Source organism: Thiofilum sp., from assembly GCF_016711335.1.
GTDB lineage: Bacteria > Pseudomonadota > Gammaproteobacteria > Thiotrichales > Thiotrichaceae > Thiofilum.
Genome location: NZ_JADJTF010000001.1, coordinates 3,497,487 through 3,517,618, shown reverse-complemented (window position 1 = coordinate 3,517,618; position 20,132 = coordinate 3,497,487). Strand labels below are relative to the sequence as shown.

Genomic DNA, 20,132 nt, shown 5'->3' with positions numbered 1-20,132 from the left:
GGTTTGGTAAGAGTACTCAAATGATTTGAGTACTCTGGTGGAGTGTATGCATAGCTTAGAGCACGCTAGTAGAAATGGCCCAATCCATAGTGGGCGTATTATTCACAGCGGTATCGATAGGATTAATAGCCATATTTACTAACTCAGCCGCACCAAGCAACGTAGCAAACGGGGCGTCAGACGCATCACGTCCCGTACTAATCCGCACAAAACTACCCACCGGTGCTAAGCGGGTGGAATCAAATAAATACCAGCGGCCATTGAGAAATGCCTCAAATACCCCATGAAAATCTTGGTCGGGTTCTAAACCGGGTGCATAAGCCGCAACATAACGGGCTGGAATACCTAATGCACGACATAAAGCAATACTTAAATGGGCAAAGTCTCTACATACGCCTGCTCGCTGCAATAATACTTCAGAGATGCTACTAGAACTGTCAGTACTGCCCGGAATATAGTCAATATTCTCATAGACCCAATCAAGAACCGCTTTAACTTTATAATAGCCGCTCGGTGCATCAGCAAATAGTTTAGTGGCTAAGCGTCCTAAGCGATCGGACTCACAATAGCGACTAGGATTGAGATAAGGCAGCACGTTAGGAGGTAGGCTCAAATAGGGTATTTCACCCACTTCATTAGGGTGATCAAGGGTATGGCTTAGTTGCACACTAGCTTGATAGTGAATTTGCAGAGCGCCTTCGGGGGCTGCAAAGCGTATCGAGCGATTAGCCGGACTCCCTAAGCTATAAGCTTCATAAGGATAATAAGGAGTGAGTGTAAGTTGTTCATTTTGCACCAATTGGTATTCATTCATGGTAGCCGCAATATTAAACATAAATAAAGTAGGACTAAGCACTTCATAGTCCAAGGTGCAGTCAATTTGAATGGTACTCATTGGATGTCCTTGATAAATCAGAGTAATTAAGTAATTTACGGTTTAAATGCGAGCGAACTAAAAACAGATCCGCTAAAGAATAACGGGGTTATGGATGAATGCCGCTCCCATTCAAGTGTAGTTCAAACCACGTCGAAAATAGTGGATGACTCAATGTTTAATAGGAGTCATTCAAAAGTTATCGAGCATTCCTTCCGCAGTCGCTGTGAATACATCCTTGTACGCTTCAAGGCGGCATCCGTGCCGCCAAGACTGCTCCAGAAATACTCGATAACTTTCTCTCAGATACTTATGCGTTATCTATGCACAGTTAGCCTTAGTTAAGAATGAGTCCTATTAACTAGCCAATTATCTGAAAAATCGAATCAGTAATGGTTTTCAATTAGGGTTAATGCACAGAGTTTTTTTATACTGCCTTGCAACAATCTTCCATGTAATTTTTTCCCTAATAAGATTGCAATCATTAGACTAATCACGACCTAGTAAAGGGTATTGATAAAATATTATAGTAGTTAATTCATAAGGTTAGCTGTAGGCATCTAATGAGATTGGAGTTGTAATAAAAAGTAGGCGCTCTAGGTAACTAGGGATAGTTAGCGCCATTCTTCTTAATGTAGTTTGATTATAATTAAAAGGCTTAGTGTTATGTTAAAAAAATCATTAATGACTTATCTTTTGGCGTTCTTATTATTACCTATGATGGGAAATGCAGCCGAGTGCAAAGCACCTACCTGTCATAGCGTAGTGTCCGCTAAAGATAATTATCGTATTGAATTACAAGCGGCTAGTGCGATTCCAGTCAATAGTCTATTCAATCTAGATGTCACTGTGACGACTAAAGAAGGCAAACCGGTAGCCGGTAAGGTGAGTTTAGATTTAGATGCAGGTATGCCCCATCACAATCACGGCATGAATGTAAAGCCAGTCATCAAAGAATTGGGAGCAGGTAAGTTTCGTGTCGAAGGTATGATGTTCCATATGCCAGGTGCTTGGACTATCACGATGTCGGTCAGCAAAGGCATTATGCGTGAAGCGGCTAACTTGGTAGTTGAGGTGCAATAAATGGTCAGGCACTGGGGCGTATTATTAGTACTGATGCTAATAGGCTCACAGTTAGGTGCTCAAGAAGTCACTAATATATCACCTCTTGAGACTGAGACGACTGAACCAATAGCAGATGTCACCTCCAGTGCTAACTTTTTAACGGCTAATAGTTTCGATCCTACGCTAGCTTTAGTCGAATTTACGGCGACTGAGTTAGTCCAAATCAGTAATCTCACTCTAAGCAAACGTACTCCTGCTCAAGACCTTAGCAATCGCTATGCTAATCAGCCTAATGCTGCGATTTTAGGTAAGAATTTATTTTTTGATTTAAGGTTATCGAGTGACAATAAAGCCTCCTGTGCAACGTGCCATAATCCGCAACAAGGTTGGTCAACCCCTGATCCGCGTATCACCTTACGCGGTGTGACCTTAACCCGTCATACCCCTTCCTTATGGAATACAGGGCATCAGCGCTGGCAGTTTTGGGATGGTCGTGCCGATAGTGTATGGTTGCAAGCGCTGGAGTCGATGGAAAATGAGGCTGAAATGCGCGGCGATAGGGTGACAGCAGTACGCTTAATTTTATCTGATCCTGCCTTATTAGCCACCTATCGCTCGGTATTTGGCGAGCTACCGGCTGAATTAAGCCTAGCTACTTTACCCCTACGAGCTAAGCCTCGACCTATTAATGAGCCCCTAGTCGCTGCCGAGGACAGTGTGTATCAGGCATGGACTCAGTTGCCTGCCACCGTGCGTCAGAGTATTAATCACGTTGCAATCAACTTAATGAAGACGATAGCGGCGTTTGAAATGACGATTGAAAGTCCGGCTACACGTTTTGATCAATTTGTCGATCAGCTAATCACGGATCAGGGACAAATTACACCTGATAATAACTTTATCAGCGCAGAGGAGCAGCAGGGGCTGAAGCTCTTTGTCGGTAAAGCGCAATGTATTCAGTGTCATTTTGGTTTTAATTTGAGTGATGGTGAGTTTCATCGCATTTTTTTTGAGAATAAAACCACCGATATGGGACGTGCTAGTGGGATAGTACAAGTGCTGAAAAACCCGTTTAATAGTAGTAGTCCTTATGCAGATCATCACAGCAGCGAACCTAATCGTATGCAGCTTTTGAATGCGGTGAGCACGGTTCCGTTTCGAGCAGCGTTTAAGACCCCTACTTTACGCAACTTAACCACTTCAGCACCCTATATGCACGATGGTCGCTTTTCTACCTTGGAAGCAGTGATAAAACATTATAATGAGATCCAACCACGAGGCCATCATGCCGAAGAAGTATTAAAACCTCTGGGACTCACGACACAAGAACAACAATATCTGGTGAAGTTTCTACAAACCCTAAGTGCTCAACCCTAGTGTTATGAACTCATTTTTTTCTTGGTACAAGCCACTCGGCTTCGGGGTATTTTTACTTATTTTAATCACTTTTGGCTCAGACTATGCCCTAGCTCATGTGAAATGGTTTGTGGATATGGAGGTAGAGGATGCCCTTCAACCTTTAGGCTCTCATCCGGCACGACGTTATGTACCTATTTTATTAATTATCGCCTCATGGGGTATTATTTTATTTGGAGCAGTGGATTATTTTTTAAGTAACTTAGTACCTAAAAATTTTACTATTGCTAATCATTTTTTTAATCAACATCAAGATATTGGTTTAACAGTTGCACGAATTGGGACGGGCATTTATTGTTTAATCTTATGGCTTACTGGCGATAGTATTTTAGCCCCAGAATTAACTTATCAAGATGCAGATTGGGTAGCTTATTTACAGCTAGTAATTGCCTTTGCTATGTTATTTGAATTGACTTTAAGTGTGGCAGGCATAGGGCTGATTATATTATATGCTTATGCGGTGTGGCAGTATGGTATTTTTCATTGCTTAGATTATTTTTTTGTTCTTGGATTGGGCATTTATTTAATTATTTCTGGCTTGCCAGTACTGCGTGAATGGTTTGATACTCAACGCTATGCACTATTATATTTTTGTTTAGTGTTTGCTTTTTTATGGTCGGCCATTGAAAAAGTAGCCTATCCTGATGCTTTTTACCAATTCTTAGCTAAATATCCTCATTTAACTATGGGGTTAGATCGTGATTTCTTTATTATGGCGGCAGCAATCGTCGAGTTTGCGCTATTTATGCTGTTATTGTTTAGTCATAAAGGTATGTTGCTATTAGCGCTCTTAGCTAATCTATTGATTAGTGCAGGCAATATCTATTTTGGCAAAATGGATGCTATTGGACACTGGCCGGTTAATTTTATTTTACTGATCATGCTATTAAAAGGACCTTTACCGGTGAATGAGTGGTTCTTTAATCAAACTGCCCCACAAAGTTGGTTTAATCTACGTAATTTATTGACCTTCTATGCAGCACTAGCGCTGTTTATTGTGGCTTATTATGGTTTGCATAATGCCATGTATGGCGGGTTTATTTAGCTTAAGAGTGGGAATGAAAAGCTTAAAGATATTAAGCTTCATTCATCAGTGCGGGACAATTAGTTTGCAGAGCATGGATCAGCGATAAGACCATTTTAGCGGTTGCGCCCCAGAGTAGTTCATTATCATAGACCTGAAAGAAGGCTACCGGCACGGTATGCCCTGAAGGTAAAGTACGTAGGCGAAATTCATGATGCTGAGCTTGAGCGAGCCACGCCAGTGGCATAGTAAAAGCGCGGGCTACTTCATCGGGTGCGAGTACTAGATCATAAGGCCACTGCACCACTCCAATAATAGGGGTAATGCGATAAGCAGAGACGCTGTAATGTGAGGGCAGTTGCCCTAGTATTTGAACAGCGTTAGGGTGTAAGCCAATTTCTTCATGCGCCTCCCGCAAAGCGGTGTCAATAATGCTGGGGTCACTTGGTTCTTTTTTACCCCCCGGAAAAGCGACTTGTCCACTGTGGTAATCGCGCTCTGAAGCAGTGCGGCGGATCATTAAAATATGCCATGAGTCTTGATAGCGTACTAAAGGAATCAGCACGCCTGCCTCACGGTGGTTTAGATGTTGTAAATGTTCAGGTGGCAGGTCAGAAGTAATAGTGCCAGCCTTTAATAAACATTGAGCAATTGCAGAGCTGCTCAGTTGGTTCCAAACGGACATAGGCCTCCTCTTAGCGTGATGTAATGCACCTATACTGTAGTGCAGTCTTTGTCAAATAAGTAGCTAAAGTTGCAGGGTTAAGTACCTCATTTTAAAGTCATCGACTACTTATTTATTAGGTTGCTAATCAAGTTTTATGCCATCATCACTATTGGTTAAGACTCAGGCTTAGTAGTGTCCATTTCATAAGGCATGACTTGAGCATCAATAATTTGATAGCCCGCTTGCGCGAGGCTGGTGGTAGCCGTTTCTACCTTAAGCGTTCCATAGACCCAGACAGGATTATAGACCTCACTCATAGGTAAGCTTTTCCCCGCCAAGGGCTTAACTAATAAGGTCTGATTTAACGGGGGCGGTGGTACGTGAATACATGCACCAAAATAAGGAACCAATAAAAAGTCTTTGAGCTGGCTATCTTGGTTATTCACCTCTAAGGGGGTGACATAGCCCGGCAGTTTAATCTTTTTACCGTCTAAAGCAGGATTTACCGGCAAATTATTTAATTCGGACTGCATTTTTTCCAGTAGGGCATTTTCATTCTTATCACCCTCTGGTGTGCTATTGAGTACGGATTCATATTTTTTCATTACCTCTGCCATCCCTTGACCGGGTAGCTCTAAATCTTCCCAAGCGATTTCAGTGTATTCACCATCGGGTTGTGGTTGTGTGGTGCTTTTAACCACATCGGCAATTTTAGTCCCTACAGCAGGTGCATTAGTGGGTAAGGTCGTGGGAGCAGTGCTAGTGGTATTAGTGTCTTCATTACAAGCACTTAGGACTAAAGTACTTAGTACGAATAAAGTGCCGAGCCAAACAGTACGCATCAATATCAGCCATCCTAACTATGTATGACAATCGTAACAGTATTGTGCCTAGAGTGGGTTTAGATTACTACTGACTAGTCCCGCAGGGGATTGATATCATGGAGTATTAGCATTGCACCGAATGGATAAGATGAAAGCTCAATTAATGCTCTTAGCCGAATATAACACTTGGATGAATCGCCAACTGTATCAGGTGGCAAGACAATTGCCGGATGAAAGCCTAAATAGGGATAAAAAAGCCTTTTTTGGCTCGATTCTAGGATCGTTTAATCATATCTTAGTAGGCGATCTGATCTGGTTACGCCGTTTTGCTCAGCATCCTTGTGCTTATTCTTTGAGTGACGCATTAAGCACTTTTCCCATTCCAGAGCGCTTAAACCAACTGGTTTATGAGCAGTTTGACACACTATGGAGGCAGCGTAGCGAGCTAGATCAGGTGATCGAGCAATGGATCAAGCATCTGGACGAGCATACGCTCACCTTAGCTTTGTCTTATCGCAGTATGGAGGGTACGCCTTATCGCAGGCAGTTGATTAATTTATTAATGCACTTCTTTACGCATCAAGTGCATCATCGTGGGCAAATTACCACCTTATTGTCACAAGAGGGTTTGGATTTTGGCGAAACGGATCTGCTTTTAACGCTGCCTAATGAGCCTGAGCTTTAGGATGATCGCGCAAGGTGAGTAGACCATAAATAGTTAAGGTACTGAGTACCAATAGCCCTCCTAGTAGCGTATTAAGCGAGGGCAATTCCCCTAAAAAGAGCCATACCCAAAACGAGCCTAATACCGATTCAATCAGCATAATGAGCGAAGTTTCAGCCGCTGTGATAGAGCGCAAGGAGGCGGCAAATAAAATAAACGAGAGGGGAATCACTAGCAGAGCTGTGCCTAGAATACTCAACAACTGCGGCATACTGTGCAGCGCTAAAGTACTCGCAAGCCCCATAGCGATAAAGCCACTTAAGATATTGCCTAAACCAATGGCAGCCGTCAGATCGGCTTTAGGGCGACTACGTAGCAAGACGAATTGTGCCGCTAGCCCTAAGGCTGCAATAAAAGCACCTAACCAACCTCCCATACTACTGTGTTGATTGGTTTGACTGAGTAAAATGGCTAAGCCTATCCCACAGACTAGGGTGGCTATCCAAGTACGCAATAGTACTTTTTCATGTAGAAAGAGAGCGGAGAGTAGGGCGCTTAATAAAGGAGCAAAGGCAATAATGACTAATACATCGGTGACATTGGCGTGCGTAATGCCGTAAATAAACCCCAGCGCTGAAAAAGCGGTAGCTAGAATAACGCCTAGGATGACCGGTATGCCCGCAGGTTGCAGTGCCTTAGTTAAATTAAAGCCACCTGCGATATAGCAGTAAGCCAATAGCATTAAGCCACTGAGTGTGCCGCGCCATGCATTGATTTGCCACGGATCGTCACCCGATAGGCGAATGAGTAACGCATCAGGCGATAAGACCAGCACTCCGGTTAAAGCTAACCAGTAGCCAAGGAAAGGGGATGATTTCATAATTCCGCCAAGATCATGCGTTGAGTATCGAGCATAGAGTCTGCAATAAATGCTAAAAAGAGTGCAAGGTTGCCCTTATCCGCTGCTGCTAAGGCTTGTAGGTAAAAACGTCTTTGGGTATTACGCACAATCACGGGGGTATAGCCTTTTATGAGCAAAATCAGATTCATCAATATCCGCGCCCCACGTCCATTACCATCATCGAAGGGGTGAATCCGCACCATATTGTAATGTGCAACCCCAGCCACGATGACGGCATGAAGTAGATTTAAATTAGTGTTCACCCAGTCGCATAATAGCTGCATTTCTAAAGGTACTTGCAAGGGTTCGATGTAATGATGAATAGAGCCATCTTGTTGTAATACATGATTGGGTTGTGATTTGTACTGTCCGGGGGTAGCAGGTTTTTGTACTCGTTGTCCTTGCGAGTTTAGTGCTGGAGTAGATTGTACGCCCGCCAGTAGTAACGCATTGAGTTCTTTGATTAGACTTTCGCTAATAGGGCGCTTTTGGGCTACCACGTCAAATAGCAGGTCTATAGCTTCAGCATGATTGCGAGCATCGAGAAAATCCTTAAAGGGTTTGCCTTCTACCGTCAAGCCTTCCTGCAAAAAGAAAATGGTTTCACCCAGTGTCAAGGTACTACCTTCGATGGCGTTGCTGTCATACGTCCATTCAGCACGGAGCTTTTGCTGGATAGGTTGCCAGCGGTCAGGGTATTGAGCACGCAAGCGTTGGATGTCGGCTTGTGCGGCATCAATAGCGGTCAGTTTGCTATTTAACTGATCTGAGAGTTGGAATGCGTAGGAATGATTTGGCATAGGTTACACTTTTGCAATAAGGCTATGCGATTGTAGCCTCTTACTCGATAAGCAGCTATTAAGGATTATTCCCACCCATCCAGTCTTCGAGCTTTTTTAGTAGGATGGTGAGTAGTTGGTGTCGACCGTCGATTTGGGTGTGTTCTGGTGGGGTCAAAGTGACAGGCGATGAATGCTTACCATCACTTAAACGGGCTATAACCTCAAAATAATCCAAAAAATCAGTAAAAATACGGATGTTATGTCGCCTCATGCTTCACTTACGATACCCACCGAGCGAAACAAGCCTACTTTTAAGTACTTGTAATGCCTAAAACATACCAGCACGATTACATTGCCAATAAGTAACGAGTACAGTAGGATGCAAGCGTATTGTTTTGGCAACAAAACCAATGAAAATCCGTCTAGGCAGCACAGATTAAAGAGGAGGAGACAGTATGAATGGGTTGTTGTCCCTGTCATCCGCAATTGACAAGCTCAATTACTGGATAGGTCGTACCGTAATGTGGCTAGTATTGCTGATGGTCTTGATCAGTGCAGGCAATGCCATTATCCGCAAGCTATTCAATACCAGCTCCAACGCCTATCTAGAGGCACAATGGTATTTATTCGCTGCCGTGTTCTTATTAGGTGCTTCCTATACCATGCTGCAACAAGGGCATGTGAGAATTGATGTCATCATCTCGCGCTTTTCCCGCCCTACTCAAGTCAAAATAGAAATCTTTGGGATTGTGGTGTTTTTATTCCCTCTGGTTTACTTTGTTATCGTTGAAATATTCCCCATCCTAATGCAAGCGTATAGAACAGGTGAGATGTCCGAAAATGCTGGAGGACTGATCCGCTGGCCGGTTTATGCTCTAGTGCCTATCGGCTTTTTTCTGTTGGGTTTGCAGGGACTTTCTGAGCTGATTAAGCGCATTGGCTTTTTGCAAGGCTTATGTCCCGATCCGGGCGAGGTGAAAGAGGTGAGCGTTGAAGTCGCTTTGGCCGAACACATCCAACAACAGCAATTAGCACAAAGTCCAAAATAATCCCTAAGGACTGCCTAAGTAACCACCACGGTCGAGGATCAGATGATAGAATTTTTAGTTGCCAATTTTGCCCCTATCATGTTCTGTGGGCTGATTTTGTTTCTGCTTATGGGCTATTCCTTAGCCTTTTCTTTAGGAGCCTGCGGACTCTTTTTCGGTTGGCTAGCCGTATGGGCGGGTGTCCCCGGCATGGAGTCACTGCTTAATGCGCTGCCCTTACGGATTATTGGTATTCTCAAAAATGATACCTTATTAGCCATTCCCTTCTTTACCTTTATGGGGCTAATACTTGAGCGATCGGGCATGGCCGAGGACTTGCTAGAAACGATTGGGCAGGTGTTTGGTGCGGTACGCGGTGGCTTAGTCTTTGCGGTTATTTTGGTAGGTTCGTTACTAGCAGCGACCACGGGTGTAGTGGCTGCATCAGTTATCTCAATGGGTTTGATTTCCTTACCGATTATGATGCGCTATGGCTATGACCGAGGGTTGGCGAGTGGGGCCATTGTGGCATCGGGAACCTTAGCCCAAATTGTACCGCCTTCTTTGGTACTCATTGTGATTGCAGACCAAGTAGGGCGCAGTGTGGGTGATCTGTATCGAGGTGCATTATTTCCCGCTTTAGCACTGATTGGTTTATATATTCTGTGGATTATTATTGTCACTCTGATTAAGCCTAAGGCAGCGCCCGCATTACCCGTTGAGGCACGAGTATTCCGTGATGAAAAAGGTCATTCCGGTTATACCTCACTGTGGATTTTGATTGTGGTATCTACCCTTGTTGCGGTGCTTTATGCCAAGACTCAACTCAGTGGGCAGTCTTTGGATAATGTCGTAGTGTTATCCATGGCAGTGGGGATTGGAGTGGCTTTCGTACTAGCACTGATTAATCGTGTGTTAGGTGTTGTGACCCAAGGCAAAATCAGCTTATTGTCCAAAATGGCGCAGCAGGTAACCTTTGTACTCATCCCGCCTTTAGCTCTAATTTTCCTAGTGTTGGGGACTATTTTCCTAGGCTGGGCTACTCCCACCGAGGGTGGTGCTATGGGGGCGGTGGGAGCTTTGCTGCTGGCACTGTTTAGACGGCGTTTAGGTTTAGAACAGTTAAAGCAGGCGATGGAGTCAACCCTTAAACTGTCTAGTTTTGTGCTCTTTATCCTGATTGGCGCAACGGTATTCAGTTTGAGTTTCCAAGGTGTCGATGGTCCAGAGTGGATTCATGAGATGTTTAGCCTAATTCCCGGTGGCATGATTGGCTTTCTGATTTTTGTGAATCTGTTAGTGTTTATCTTGGGCTTTTTCTTAGATTTCTTTGAAATCTCCTTCATTGTTATCCCATTACTGATTCCCGTAGCGACTGCGTTGAATATTGATCTAGTGTGGTTAGGGGTCATGCTAGCGATGAACCTGCAAACCTCGTTTTTAACCCCTCCGGTGGGTTTTTCATTGTTCTATTATCGCAGTGTCGCGCCCGTGAAACCTTATCTGGATCGTATTACCCGTAAAGAAATTGCCCCTGTAGCCACTACAGAAATTTACCGTGGTGTCATACCGTTTATTGTGATTCAGGTGGTCATGATTGGTCTGATCATTGCGTTTCCGCAGTTAGTGACCGGTAACCTCGATAAAAAAGTAGAAGTTGATTTAAATACCATAGAGATTAATGTACCTACTGGTTATGGTACGGGGGGGTATTCCAATGATGCTCCTGCAGCGGATGAAGACCCGCTGATGAAAATGCTTAAGGACAATAAATAAGCGCTTGCTTGGAACAAATGGATTCGATTTCATTTAAATTAATTGAGTGATGAGGAGAATATGATGGAAAGACGTAAATTTATTCAACATGCTGGTTTAGCAGGTATTCTAGCGACAGGGGTTGCTCCAGCAGTACGTGCAGAAGGTGCAGCAATTCGTTGGCGTTTGGCGTCTAGTTTCCCCAAAGCGTTAGATACTATTTATGGTGCAGCAGACACCTTTTCAGCCAAAGTAAAAGAAATGTCGGGCGGTAAGTTTGAAATTTCTGTACATCCGGGCGGTGAGTTAATGCCTCCGTTTGGTGTGGTGGACGGTGTACAACAAGGCACTGTAGAGTGCGCCCATACTGCGCCTTATTATTTCTTTGGTAAGGATGAAACCTTTGCGATGGATTGCGCCATTCCGTTTGGCATGAACTCACGCCAAATGAATGCATGGTATTACGATGGTAATGGCTTAGCGCTGTTCCGTGAGTTTTATAAAAACTACAATATCGTTAACTTCCCGATGGGCAATACCGGCGCACAAATGGGCGGTTGGTATCGCAAAGACATCAAAACCCTTGAGGACATTAAAGGTCTGAAAATGCGTATTGGGGGCTTTGGCGGTAAAGTACTAGAGCGCATTGGAGGCGTGCCACAAAATATTCCGGGCGGTGAGATTTATCAAGCGCTGGAAAAAGGCACCATTGATGCGACTGAGTGGGTAGGTCCCTATGATGACCAAAAGTTAGGTTTCCACAAGGTTGCTAAAAACTATATGTATCCTGCATGGTGGGAAGGTGGTCCACAATTAGTGCTGTATGTCAATAGTAAAGCCTATGAAGGTTTATCCGCTGAGAATAAGGCGATTATTCAAGCCGCTTCGACCTATGCTCATGTGGAAATGCAAGCTAAATACGACTCACGTAACCCTAAAGCGATTAAAGAACTCATTGCCGAAGGCGTGAAACTGCAACAAATGCCTAAAGATATTATGGATGCAGCGTTCAAAGCCTCTGAAGAGTTATATGCTGAACTATCAGAGAAGAATGCTAATTGGAAGAAAATTTATGCTGACTTCGCTATTGCCCGTCGTGATATGAATCAATGGTTCCGTGTCACTGAGTTTGGTTTTGATAGCTATATGCAGTCACAAAAGCTCTAAGCAAGCTTAAAAAGTCTAGTTGCTAACAGAGCTGATGAGCAACTAAGACTTTGTATAAAAATGTGTACGACTAAAGGAGAGTTTTATCTCCTTTAGTCTTAACATGCTAATCTTAGTCAAGTCTTTGTAATGAGATTAGTTATGTCAACGTATTCCAATCCCACCATTGAATTACTCCTTAAACACCGCTCGATTCGGCGTTATACCCCTGAGTCTATTGCCCCCGAATTATTAGAATTACTCATTCGTTGTGGTCAAGCAGCCCCCACCTCTAGTTTTGTACAGGCTTATTCCATTATTCAAGTTACTGATCCCGCTAAACGTTCAGCTATTGCCACCGCAGCGGGTGATCAAGCATGGGTCAGGCAAGCGCCTGAGTTTTTAGTGTTATGTGCGGATCTGACACGGATTAATTATTGTGGTGAGTTACAAGGTGAAACGTGGCAGGGATATACTGAGCATAGCTTAGTGGCGACTATTGATGTGGCTTTGCTCGCCCAAAATATATTAACCGCAGCGGAATCTGTGGGCTTGGGTGGTGTCTGTATTGGTGGCATTAGAAATAATATTGCTACCGTGAGTGAGGTGCTAGAGTTGCCAGCGTTAGTTTATCCAGTATTTGGCTTGTGCCTAGGTTGGCCTGATCAAGATCCAGCCGTAAAGCCGCGTTTACCGGTGAGTGCCATTTTACATCGTGATCAATACGATAGCGCACGTTTGCCGCAAGTCATTCAAACTTATGATCAAACGCTGCAACACTATTACGCCGCTCGTGCGAGTAATCAGCGCATTAGTAATTGGTCTACTCAGACTTATCAAGCTATTTATGGTAAATGTCGCGCTCATATGCTGTCCTTTTTACAAGCACGCGGGTTTTTTAAACGCTAGCTCAGTGCGCAAGGCGCTTTAATTCAAGGAATAACATAATGTTGGATTTTGCTAAACGTTTAGTACACCTAGGTCTAATCGCTATAGTCTGTCTGTTTAGTCTGAGCGCTGGGGTGCAGGCTAAGCGTTTGACTGAAGTTAAGCAGCCTATGCTATGGGTGATTGAGGGTGAGCGTCCTTCTTGGCTATTTGGCACGATTCATTTAGCTGATAAGCGTTTAGATAAACTCCCCTTGGCGGTAGATTTAGCCTTAAGGAGTAGTGATGCTGTGTATACCGAAATTCCTATGGAATTTGCCGAGTTGCTCGCTGCCCGCCAAGCCATGATGCGTACTGATGGCAAACAATTAAATCAGGTGCTCCCTTCCCCTTTATTAGAGCGTTTGGATGAGCATTTGCGTTCGACTAGTACCTTTTTAAGTGTTGAGGCTCTGGGTAATTTAAAAACGTGGGTGGTATCTACTTTAGTGGCAGTGCCTGATAATACTTCAGGACCTGCTTTAGATATTCGGCTGTATCATCAAGCCAAAGAGCTGAATAAAGAGGTGGGTGGGATAGAAACCGCTTTTGAGCAAGTCGGGTACTTTGATCGTTTTACAGAAGACGAGCAGATTAGGATGCTAGAGGAGTCGCTTAATGCTTATGAAGCACAAGATATTAATGAGTTGATGATGCAATGGTATTTAGAGGGGAATGTGGAGAATCTAGTGGAGTTAATGCAAAAACTATCCGCACCCGATACCGATCAAGTCTTACAGCAAAAATTTATTCAGCTCTTACTCAATGAGCGCAATAAGATCATGGCAGAACGTATGGATGCTAAGCTTAAAGCCAATCCTAATACCAGATACTTTTTTGCGGTGGGAGCGGGACACTTGGGTGGTTCAGAAAGTGTCATCCGGTTTTTAGAGCAAAAAGGTTATAAGCTCAAACGTATCGGTATACCCGCTAAGGTTGACTAACTCAAAGTCGGTTTGGCGGGTAATAATAAAGGCGTATCAATAGGATAAAACTCGGTAGCACACTGGACTAAATTATTAGCAGTGAGTGAAGGTACGCCATAGACTTCGGTGATCACATCATAACGCTGCATAACACGGCGCAATAATAATTCAAAATCACCATCACCTGAGGCTAGCACAATAATATCGGTATCCGGTGCAGCCTCCATAATATCCACGGTAATCCCCACATCCCAATCGCCTTTAGCCGAGCCGTCGCTACGTTGAATATAGGGTTTGAGTTTTACATTAAAGCCAATACCGCGCAGAATATTTTGAAATTGCTGTTGTTTATCATCCTCGCGCTTGATGGCATAAGCATTCGCTTCGATGACTTGGCGGTTGTGAGTGACTTTAGCCCAAAACCGATTGTAATCAAAATGCCGCCCGTAAGCTTGACGGGTGGTGTAATAGATGTTCTGCACATCAACAAAAATACTAACTCGCTGCATATTTTTATCATCTACCTTGCGAACACTCTATTGAGTATTAATCAATAGAGTGTAGATTAGTGAAAGGTAACAAGCCCTTAAAACAATAGACTAGCGGCCTTTATTTGCAGCAATGCGCATACGTAACGCATTTAGCTTAATGAACCCTTCGGCATCTTTTTGATTATAAGCACCACCATCTTCATCGAAGGTAGCGATTTTAGTGTCAAATAAGCTGTCTGCTGAGCGACGACCCACTACAATGGTATTGCCTTTATACAACTTCAAACGTACTTCACCATTAACGTGTACCTGAGAGGCATCAATCATGGTTTGGAGCATTTTACGTTCAGGACTCCACCAATAACCATTATAGATTAGACTCGCATACTTGGGCATGAGTTCATCTTTTAAGTGCGCAACTTCTCGATCAAGGGTAATCGATTCAATCGCACGATGCGCTTTAAGCATAATCGTGCCCCCCGGTGTTTCATAACAACCGCGTGATTTCATCCCCACATAGCGGTTTTCCACGAGGTCAAGGCGACCAATACCATTCTCACCCCCCAATTTATTCAAGCGTGTGAGCATGTCAGCAGGGCTTAGGCGTTCGCCATTTAATGCAACGGGATCACCTTTCTCATAAGTCAGGTCAATATAAGTGGCTTGATCGGGGGCGGCTTCAGGGGACACACTCCAGCGCCACATATCTTCTTCAGCCTCCGCCCAAGGCTCTTCTAAAATGCCGCCTTCATAGGAAATATGCAGTAGGTTAGCATCCATTGAGTAAGGTGATTTTTTGCCAGCTTTTTTGAAATCTACTGGAATATTGTGCTTTTCCGCATAAGCCATTAAGGATTCACGCGAACCCATATCCCATTCACGCCAAGGAGCAATCACTTTCACACCGGGTTTTAGTGCATAAGCGCCTAATTCAAAGCGCACTTGGTCATTACCTTTACCGGTTGCACCGTGAGAAATCGCATCGGCTCCGGTTTCATTGGCAATTTCAATTAAACGCTTAGCAATCAAAGGACGTGCAATAGAGGTTCCTAGTAAATATTCGCCTTCATAAATGGTATTAGCGCGGAACATAGGGAAAACGAAATCGCGTACAAATTCTTCGCGCAAGTCATTAATATAAATATTTTCGGGTTTAATCCCCATAGCCAGTGCTTTGGCACGCGCGGGTTCTACTTCTTCGCCTTGACCAATGTCAGCGGTGAAGGTTACGACTTCACATTGATAGTTTTCTTGTAGCCATTTGACAATAATCGAAGTGTCTAAGCCGCCAGAGTAGGCCAGTACTACTTTGTTTACATCTTTTGCCATCACAAATACCCTTAAAATTCAATCCTGAAAGGCGGGCATTATATGCCTCTCGGCGGGGTAAATAAACGACTTGAGGTAGCTTGTTAATTAGGTGTGTAGGCAAGCGTTGAGCGTTTTGAAGGGCTGATTGGTCAGAATTGCGAAGTGGTGTGAGTGTAATAACCACAATGAGCGGTTTATAGTTCTATTAAAATATAATCACTGTTGATAGGATGTAGTATCCTTAACCAAAAGGAGTGGTTTGTGTCCTCCGAACTTCCCAAAATTAACGCTATCCCTAAAACTAAAGCTGAAGAAGCTCTAGTCACTAGCTTTTATCAAGACGTTGCTGCACAGGCGGAGCGCTTCGATAAATTCGCTTTGGAACTCATCAAGCTGCAACTGGCCATTCCTGCGCTTTACGCCGCTGTGTTAAAGCTAGCAGCCGGTGGTGACGCAAAGGAAAATGCCTTGGTATTGGGCGTGGTGTTTACCCTGTGGTTACTTGCGGCGGCTTTGAGTTTTATATCGTTGTTTCCGGCAGAAAAGTACCGTGTGAATCCCTTGCTGGCGATTGAAGACCCACAAAGCGCGGACGAATCTGGCGAATCACCGCTGGCGATTAATACCTATTTCCGTTTATCTGCACGGCGCAAACTACGTTTATTAACCGCGTCTTGTTTATTGAGTTTTTTAGGGATCGCCTTGGCGATTTATAGCACTTTGTTTTAAGGGAAAGATAATGCCTAGTGAAATTCGTTATTACACCTGCCCGCATTGTGGCAAAAAAACCAGAGTGCTTGTACCTGAGGCACTGCGTGAGCAAACGGCTGAGGTGCAGTGTGAGATTTGCCTGAAGTATTTTGAACTGGATTTAAAGCGGCCTTCGGAAAAAGCGCCTGTTGAGGAGGTTTACCGCCAGTCTAGCCACTAAGCTGGTTGGGTATGAAGCCGTAGACTCCCTTTTTGTCCCTGTTTTTAAAGGCTGTGATATGTCCACGTTACCCGAATTTATTATTGCTATCCCTGCTCATTTTCTGAGTGATCACCCCTATCTTGCTGTGCAGTCGAAACAATTAGCCGAGGCTTATAGCGCTGAGGTCGTGATTGAGGACGCACAGTTACAGCAGGTTGGACAGCATTTATGGCAGGCGCTGGCTTGTGATGAGGCTTTTCTCGCTGCCGAGCAGGAAAGTGGACAGGCAGCGCTAAATGTGGTGATTGAAACTGATCAGCCGAGGGTGCTGAGTCTAGCTTGGGAAACGTTGTATCACCCTAAGTTTGGTTTTTTGGCGAAGGATGAGCGATTCACGCTGTCGCGGCGTATCCCGATGCAGCCCGCCCCGCGTTTGCCAGCCGTCGAAACCACTCCTTTACGGATTTTATTATTTGCCGCGATGCCTATGGATGGAGGTGAGCGAGGACGCTTACAGGTGGAGGACGAGAAAGCTAATATCTTACAAGCGATTGCTCCGCTGGAGGATCAGGGTTTGGTGCAACTGATTGCGCCGGATGATGGGCGTTTTGAGAGTTTTAAAGCTGCTCTTCAACAGCATCAGCCGCATTTGGTGTACCTCAGTGGGCATGGCAACTTGCATCACAATACGCTGGATAATACGTATCAGGGGCGGTTTTTATTTGAAGACTCACATGCCAATAGTTTGGAGGTGTCCGAGGATGAGTTGGTCAACTGTTTTAACAATACCCAAGTACAGGCGCTGGTGTTGTCGGCTTGTGAAAGTGGCAAGTCTGATCCGCGTGATCTGAATAATGGTCTGACCATTCGCTTGGCGCAAAAAGGTATTCCACATGTGATCGGGATGCGTGAGTCGATTTTGGATAATGCGGGTTTGGAATTTGCCACAACCTTTTTGCAGCGGATTGCGGCTAAACAACCCTTAGGGGTGGCGCTACAGGCGGCGCGGGCGGCTATTAAAAGTCATACCATTGGCTATGTCTCGCGTGAGCAACAGTCAAATCCAGTGCGCACGGCGATTATTCAGCAGCAATGGTGTTTGCCGATTTTGATTAGCCATACTATTTCCCAGCCCTTAGTTAACTGGTCATTTACGCCACAGCCTAAGTCCTTCACGCTGAATTTTAATCGCTCCTTGGAGGCGATTAGCTTGCCGCAGCAGTTTTTAGGGCGCAAAAAAGAACTGTATCAACTGCTACAACCGCTATTGGATGGCACACAAAAACAATTATTGTTGAGTGCGGCGGGGGGGATGGGTAAAACCGCATTAGCGGGTAAATTGTGCGATAGCTTGAAACAAGCAGGGTTTGAGGTATTTGCCTATTCAGCGCGCGCTGGCAATGAATGGACGGAGTTTGTGCGAGGGATGGAGCTGAGTTTAGCTCCTGAAATCAGTCCTAAGTATGATGCACAAAAGCCGCGCTTAAATGAACAGCAACAGGCACAATTTTTGTTGCAGTGTTTATTAATGCAATATCAAGGCAAGCTGGTATTGTTTTTGGATAATCTGGAATCGGTGCAAGACCCACAAAGTCGAGCCTTGACGGATAAAACCCTAGCAGGGTGGTTAAATATAGCTAAAGGGCTAAGCCAACAGGGTCTACGTTTAATCCTTACCTCGCGTTGGTGTCTGCCGGATTGGGATCAAGCGGCGCATCATGCGTTGGAGAAGCCCGCGTTTAGTGATTTTATTGCTTTTGCGCGGCAGCGTGGATTGTTGAGCGAGTTGTCTGCTCATCAGCGTAGCCGTGAAGTGTATGAGGTCTTAGGCGGTAATTTCCGTGCCTTTGAGTTTTTTGTGAAGGCATCACAGGGCATGTCACTCAGTGAGGAAAGCACTTTTTTAACTGCACTGGATCAAGCGAAAGGGGAAAGTCAGACCGATATGGCTTTAGCTAGGGTCTTGGCACAACGCAGTGAAGCTGAACGGGAATTATTGCGGCGTTTAATGGCTTATCCCGTGGCGGTGCCGATGAAAGGGGTTTCGGTGCTGGCCTTGTGGGTTGAACCCGCCTTAGCAGAGCGGGCGGAGCATGTGGATTATCTGAATAATCTGGTGGCGGTGTCTTTGGTGGAGCGCATCGATAATCGGGAATTTACCGACACCGATTATCAGCTTGCGCCGCTACTGCGGGATTATTTGGAACAACAGGGTGCGCAGGTGGCGGCGAATACGCTGAAAACAGCGGCTTTGTATTTGCATGATGATTTGTTGGAGGCGCGGCCACGGCTTGATTTGGCACTGCGGGTGCATGAGGTGTTATTAGCCAGTGGCGAGGTGGAGAAGGCACAGGCACTATTGCTTAAGCGTATTACGGGTGTGTTAAATCGTGCCGGGCTTTATCGCACCTTGATCAAGGATTATCTGGAGCCGTCCCTTGCGTTATCCCACCCACCCAAAATACTGGCACAAACGCAGAATCAAATTGGCATACAATACCTCCATACAGGCAATTTTTCCACGGCGCTGCGCTACCTACAACAGTCGCTCGCTATAAGACAGGAAATTGGTGATAAATCGGGGGAAGGCACAACACTCAACAATATCTCTCAGATCTATGATGCACGCGGCGACTACGACACGGCGCTGCGCTACCTGCAACAGGCGCTCGCTATAACACAGGAAATTGGGGATAAATCGGGCGAAGGCAAAACACTCAACAATATCTCTCAGATCTATGCTGCACGCGGCGACTACGACACGGCGCTGCGCTACCTGCAACAGTCGCTCGCTATTCAACAGGAAATTGGGGATAAATCGGGCGAAGGTGCGACCCTGAACAATATCGCTACGGCAGCTCATGCACGCGGCGACTACGACACGGCGCTGCGCTACCTGCAACAGGCGCTCGCTATAAGACAGGAAATTGGGGATAAATCGGGGGAAGGTGCGACCCTGAACAATATCTCTCAGATATTTCGAGCACGCGGCGACTACGACACGGCGCTGCGCTACCTGCAACAGGCGCTCGCTATTCAACAGGAAATTGGGGATAAATCGGGGGAAGGTGCGACCCTGAACAATATCTCTCAGATATTTCGAGCACGCGGCGACTACGACACGGCGCTGCGCTACCTGCAACAGTCGCTCGCTATAAGACAGGAAATTGGGGATAAATATGGTTTGTGCGCCACTTTGATCAATATGGGACACATTCAAGCGCAAAATCAGGAAATACAGCAAGCTGTAGCTACTTGGGTAGCAGCTTATGCGGTTTCCAAAGAAATTGGTCATGCTCAGGCACTGGCAGCACTAGAATCACTTGCGCCACAAATAGGCTTAGCAGGTGGTTTGGCTGGCTGGGAAGCGCTGTTGCAAATCAGTCGTGAGTAAGCAGGCTTAGCGCCTAAGGTAAAT

The 20,132-nt window shown here is 45.0% G+C and carries 20 protein-coding genes; 12 read left to right on the top strand and 8 right to left on the bottom strand.

The features are described 5' to 3' along the window. Positions 1-55: 55 nt before the first annotated feature. Complete coding sequence (locus tag IPL34_RS16445; RefSeq protein ID WP_296842566.1) at positions 56-895, bottom strand: transglutaminase family protein; 840 nt, start codon at positions 893-895, stop codon at positions 56-58. 645 nt (positions 896-1,540) lie between these two features. Between IPL34_RS16445 and IPL34_RS16440 the strand changes: the two genes are divergently transcribed. Genes IPL34_RS16440 through IPL34_RS16430 form a run of 3 tightly spaced genes read left to right on the top strand, consistent with a single transcriptional unit; the run spans position 1,541 to position 4,400 of the window. Continuing rightward, on the top strand, positions 1,541-1,957 hold the full coding sequence (locus IPL34_RS16440) for a FixH family protein (RefSeq protein WP_296842564.1): 417 nt from the start codon (positions 1,541-1,543) through the stop codon (positions 1,955-1,957). Next, a complete protein-coding gene (locus IPL34_RS16435) occupies positions 1,958-3,316 on the top strand; it encodes a cytochrome c peroxidase (protein ID WP_296842563.1) in 1,359 nt (452 codons plus the stop codon). 4 nt (positions 3,317-3,320) lie between these two features. Then, the gene (locus IPL34_RS16430) at positions 3,321-4,400 is read left to right on the top strand and encodes a hypothetical protein (RefSeq protein ID WP_296842562.1); all 1,080 of its coding nucleotides are present in this window, start codon (positions 3,321-3,323) and stop codon (positions 4,398-4,400) included. Between the two features lie 31 nt (positions 4,401-4,431). Here the strand turns inward: IPL34_RS16430 and IPL34_RS16425 are convergent, their stop codons facing one another. After that, complete coding sequence (locus IPL34_RS16425) at positions 4,432-5,064, bottom strand: CoA pyrophosphatase (RefSeq protein ID WP_296842561.1); 633 nt, start codon at positions 5,062-5,064, stop codon at positions 4,432-4,434. Positions 5,065-5,219: 155 nt separating this feature from the next. Further along, positions 5,220-5,888, bottom strand: coding sequence for a DUF3299 domain-containing protein (locus IPL34_RS16420; protein WP_296842560.1), 669 nt, complete (start codon positions 5,886-5,888; stop codon positions 5,220-5,222). A 121-nt stretch (positions 5,889-6,009) separates the two neighbouring features. Between IPL34_RS16420 and IPL34_RS16415 the strand changes: the two genes are divergently transcribed. Next, positions 6,010-6,555: a DinB family protein gene (locus tag IPL34_RS16415; RefSeq protein WP_296842558.1), complete on the top strand. Its 546-nt coding sequence runs from the start codon at positions 6,010-6,012 to the stop codon at positions 6,553-6,555. On the opposite strand, the gene IPL34_RS16410 is transcribed toward IPL34_RS16415, so the two are convergent. From IPL34_RS16410 to IPL34_RS16400, 3 genes are read right to left on the bottom strand one after another with little or no spacing between them, the layout of a single operon-like run. After that, the gene (locus IPL34_RS16410; RefSeq protein WP_296842557.1) at positions 6,536-7,414 is read right to left on the bottom strand and encodes a DMT family transporter; all 879 of its coding nucleotides are present in this window, start codon (positions 7,412-7,414) and stop codon (positions 6,536-6,538) included. The two genes, IPL34_RS16415 and IPL34_RS16410, sit on opposite strands and share 20 nt — an antisense overlap. Then, positions 7,411-8,235 (bottom strand): Fic family protein, encoded by an 825-nt coding sequence (locus IPL34_RS16405; protein WP_296842555.1) that lies wholly within the window; start codon positions 8,233-8,235, stop codon positions 7,411-7,413. Before IPL34_RS16405 ends, IPL34_RS16410 begins: the two co-directional genes overlap by 4 nt. Positions 8,236-8,293: 58 nt before the next feature. Beyond that, the gene (locus tag IPL34_RS16400; protein WP_296842554.1) at positions 8,294-8,488 is read right to left on the bottom strand and encodes a hypothetical protein; all 195 of its coding nucleotides are present in this window, start codon (positions 8,486-8,488) and stop codon (positions 8,294-8,296) included. 184 nt (positions 8,489-8,672) lie between these two features. On the opposite strand from IPL34_RS16400, the gene IPL34_RS16395 reads away from it, so the two are divergent. The 5 genes from IPL34_RS16395 to IPL34_RS16375 all read left to right on the top strand — a co-directional run bounded on the left by IPL34_RS16395 (position 8,673) and on the right by IPL34_RS16375 (position 14,017). Next, positions 8,673-9,266, top strand: coding sequence for a TRAP transporter small permease subunit (locus IPL34_RS16395; RefSeq protein WP_296842553.1), 594 nt, complete (start codon positions 8,673-8,675; stop codon positions 9,264-9,266). 42 nt (positions 9,267-9,308) lie between these two features. Further along, complete coding sequence (locus IPL34_RS16390) at positions 9,309-11,021, top strand: TRAP transporter large permease subunit (protein WP_296842552.1); 1,713 nt, start codon at positions 9,309-9,311, stop codon at positions 11,019-11,021. 60 nt (positions 11,022-11,081) lie between these two features. Then, positions 11,082-12,167: a TRAP transporter substrate-binding protein gene (locus IPL34_RS16385; protein WP_296842550.1), complete on the top strand. Its 1,086-nt coding sequence runs from the start codon at positions 11,082-11,084 to the stop codon at positions 12,165-12,167. A gap of 141 nt (positions 12,168-12,308) precedes the next feature. Continuing rightward, a complete protein-coding gene (gene nfsA, locus IPL34_RS16380; RefSeq protein WP_296842549.1) occupies positions 12,309-13,055 on the top strand; it encodes an oxygen-insensitive NADPH nitroreductase in 747 nt (248 codons plus the stop codon). Between the two features lie 38 nt (positions 13,056-13,093). Beyond that, positions 13,094-14,017: a TraB/GumN family protein gene (locus tag IPL34_RS16375; RefSeq protein ID WP_296842547.1), complete on the top strand. Its 924-nt coding sequence runs from the start codon at positions 13,094-13,096 to the stop codon at positions 14,015-14,017. Here the strand turns inward: IPL34_RS16375 and IPL34_RS16370 are convergent. Then, positions 14,014-14,508 (bottom strand): NYN domain-containing protein, encoded by a 495-nt coding sequence (locus IPL34_RS16370; RefSeq protein WP_296842546.1) that lies wholly within the window; start codon positions 14,506-14,508, stop codon positions 14,014-14,016. The genes IPL34_RS16375 and IPL34_RS16370 overlap by 4 nt on opposite strands. Before the next feature lie 90 nt (positions 14,509-14,598). After that, on the bottom strand, positions 14,599-15,819 hold the full coding sequence (locus IPL34_RS16365) for an argininosuccinate synthase (protein WP_296842545.1): 1,221 nt from the start codon (positions 15,817-15,819) through the stop codon (positions 14,599-14,601). A 243-nt stretch (positions 15,820-16,062) separates the two neighbouring features. Here IPL34_RS16365 and IPL34_RS16360 point away from each other — a divergent pair, with 243 nt between their 5' ends. The 3 genes from IPL34_RS16360 to IPL34_RS16350 are packed head-to-tail and all read left to right on the top strand — an operon-like array spanning position 16,063 to position 20,108. Continuing rightward, positions 16,063-16,530, top strand: coding sequence for a hypothetical protein (locus IPL34_RS16360; RefSeq protein WP_296842543.1), 468 nt, complete (start codon positions 16,063-16,065; stop codon positions 16,528-16,530). 10 nt (positions 16,531-16,540) lie between these two features. Continuing rightward, the gene (locus tag IPL34_RS16355) at positions 16,541-16,732 is read left to right on the top strand and encodes a hypothetical protein (RefSeq protein ID WP_296842542.1); all 192 of its coding nucleotides are present in this window, start codon (positions 16,541-16,543) and stop codon (positions 16,730-16,732) included. A 58-nt stretch (positions 16,733-16,790) separates the two neighbouring features. Beyond that, positions 16,791-20,108, top strand: coding sequence for a tetratricopeptide repeat protein (locus tag IPL34_RS16350; RefSeq protein ID WP_296842541.1), 3,318 nt, complete (start codon positions 16,791-16,793; stop codon positions 20,106-20,108). Positions 20,109-20,132 lie beyond the last annotated feature (24 nt).

What these genes read in the sequence shown, in the direction of transcription:
- IPL34_RS16445 (WP_296842566.1), bottom strand. Translation starts at nt 895, where the DNA reads ATGAGTACCATTCAAATTGACTGCACCTTGGACTATGAAGTGCTTAGT.
- IPL34_RS16440 (WP_296842564.1), top strand. Translation starts at nt 1,541, where the DNA reads ATGTTAAAAAAATCATTAATGACTTATCTTTTGGCGTTCTTATTATTA.
- IPL34_RS16435 (WP_296842563.1), top strand. Translation starts at nt 1,958, where the DNA reads ATGGTCAGGCACTGGGGCGTATTATTAGTACTGATGCTAATAGGCTCA.
- IPL34_RS16430 (WP_296842562.1), top strand. Translation starts at nt 3,321, where the DNA reads ATGAACTCATTTTTTTCTTGGTACAAGCCACTCGGCTTCGGGGTATTT.
- IPL34_RS16425 (WP_296842561.1), bottom strand. Translation starts at nt 5,064, where the DNA reads ATGTCCGTTTGGAACCAACTGAGCAGCTCTGCAATTGCTCAATGTTTA.
- IPL34_RS16420 (WP_296842560.1), bottom strand. Translation starts at nt 5,888, where the DNA reads ATGCGTACTGTTTGGCTCGGCACTTTATTCGTACTAAGTACTTTAGTC.
- IPL34_RS16415 (WP_296842558.1), top strand. Translation starts at nt 6,010, where the DNA reads ATGGATAAGATGAAAGCTCAATTAATGCTCTTAGCCGAATATAACACT.
- IPL34_RS16410 (WP_296842557.1), bottom strand. Translation starts at nt 7,414, where the DNA reads ATGAAATCATCCCCTTTCCTTGGCTACTGGTTAGCTTTAACCGGAGTG.
- IPL34_RS16405 (WP_296842555.1), bottom strand. Translation starts at nt 8,235, where the DNA reads ATGCCAAATCATTCCTACGCATTCCAACTCTCAGATCAGTTAAATAGC.
- IPL34_RS16400 (WP_296842554.1), bottom strand. Translation starts at nt 8,488, where the DNA reads ATGAGGCGACATAACATCCGTATTTTTACTGATTTTTTGGATTATTTT.
- IPL34_RS16395 (WP_296842553.1), top strand. Translation starts at nt 8,673, where the DNA reads ATGAATGGGTTGTTGTCCCTGTCATCCGCAATTGACAAGCTCAATTAC.
- IPL34_RS16390 (WP_296842552.1), top strand. Translation starts at nt 9,309, where the DNA reads ATGATAGAATTTTTAGTTGCCAATTTTGCCCCTATCATGTTCTGTGGG.
- IPL34_RS16385 (WP_296842550.1), top strand. Translation starts at nt 11,082, where the DNA reads ATGATGGAAAGACGTAAATTTATTCAACATGCTGGTTTAGCAGGTATT.
- nfsA (WP_296842549.1), top strand. Translation starts at nt 12,309, where the DNA reads ATGTCAACGTATTCCAATCCCACCATTGAATTACTCCTTAAACACCGC.
- IPL34_RS16375 (WP_296842547.1), top strand. Translation starts at nt 13,094, where the DNA reads ATGTTGGATTTTGCTAAACGTTTAGTACACCTAGGTCTAATCGCTATA.
- IPL34_RS16370 (WP_296842546.1), bottom strand. Translation starts at nt 14,508, where the DNA reads ATGCAGCGAGTTAGTATTTTTGTTGATGTGCAGAACATCTATTACACC.
- IPL34_RS16365 (WP_296842545.1), bottom strand. Translation starts at nt 15,819, where the DNA reads ATGGCAAAAGATGTAAACAAAGTAGTACTGGCCTACTCTGGCGGCTTA.
- IPL34_RS16355 (WP_296842542.1), top strand. Translation starts at nt 16,541, where the DNA reads ATGCCTAGTGAAATTCGTTATTACACCTGCCCGCATTGTGGCAAAAAA.
- IPL34_RS16350 (WP_296842541.1), top strand. Translation starts at nt 16,791, where the DNA reads ATGTCCACGTTACCCGAATTTATTATTGCTATCCCTGCTCATTTTCTG.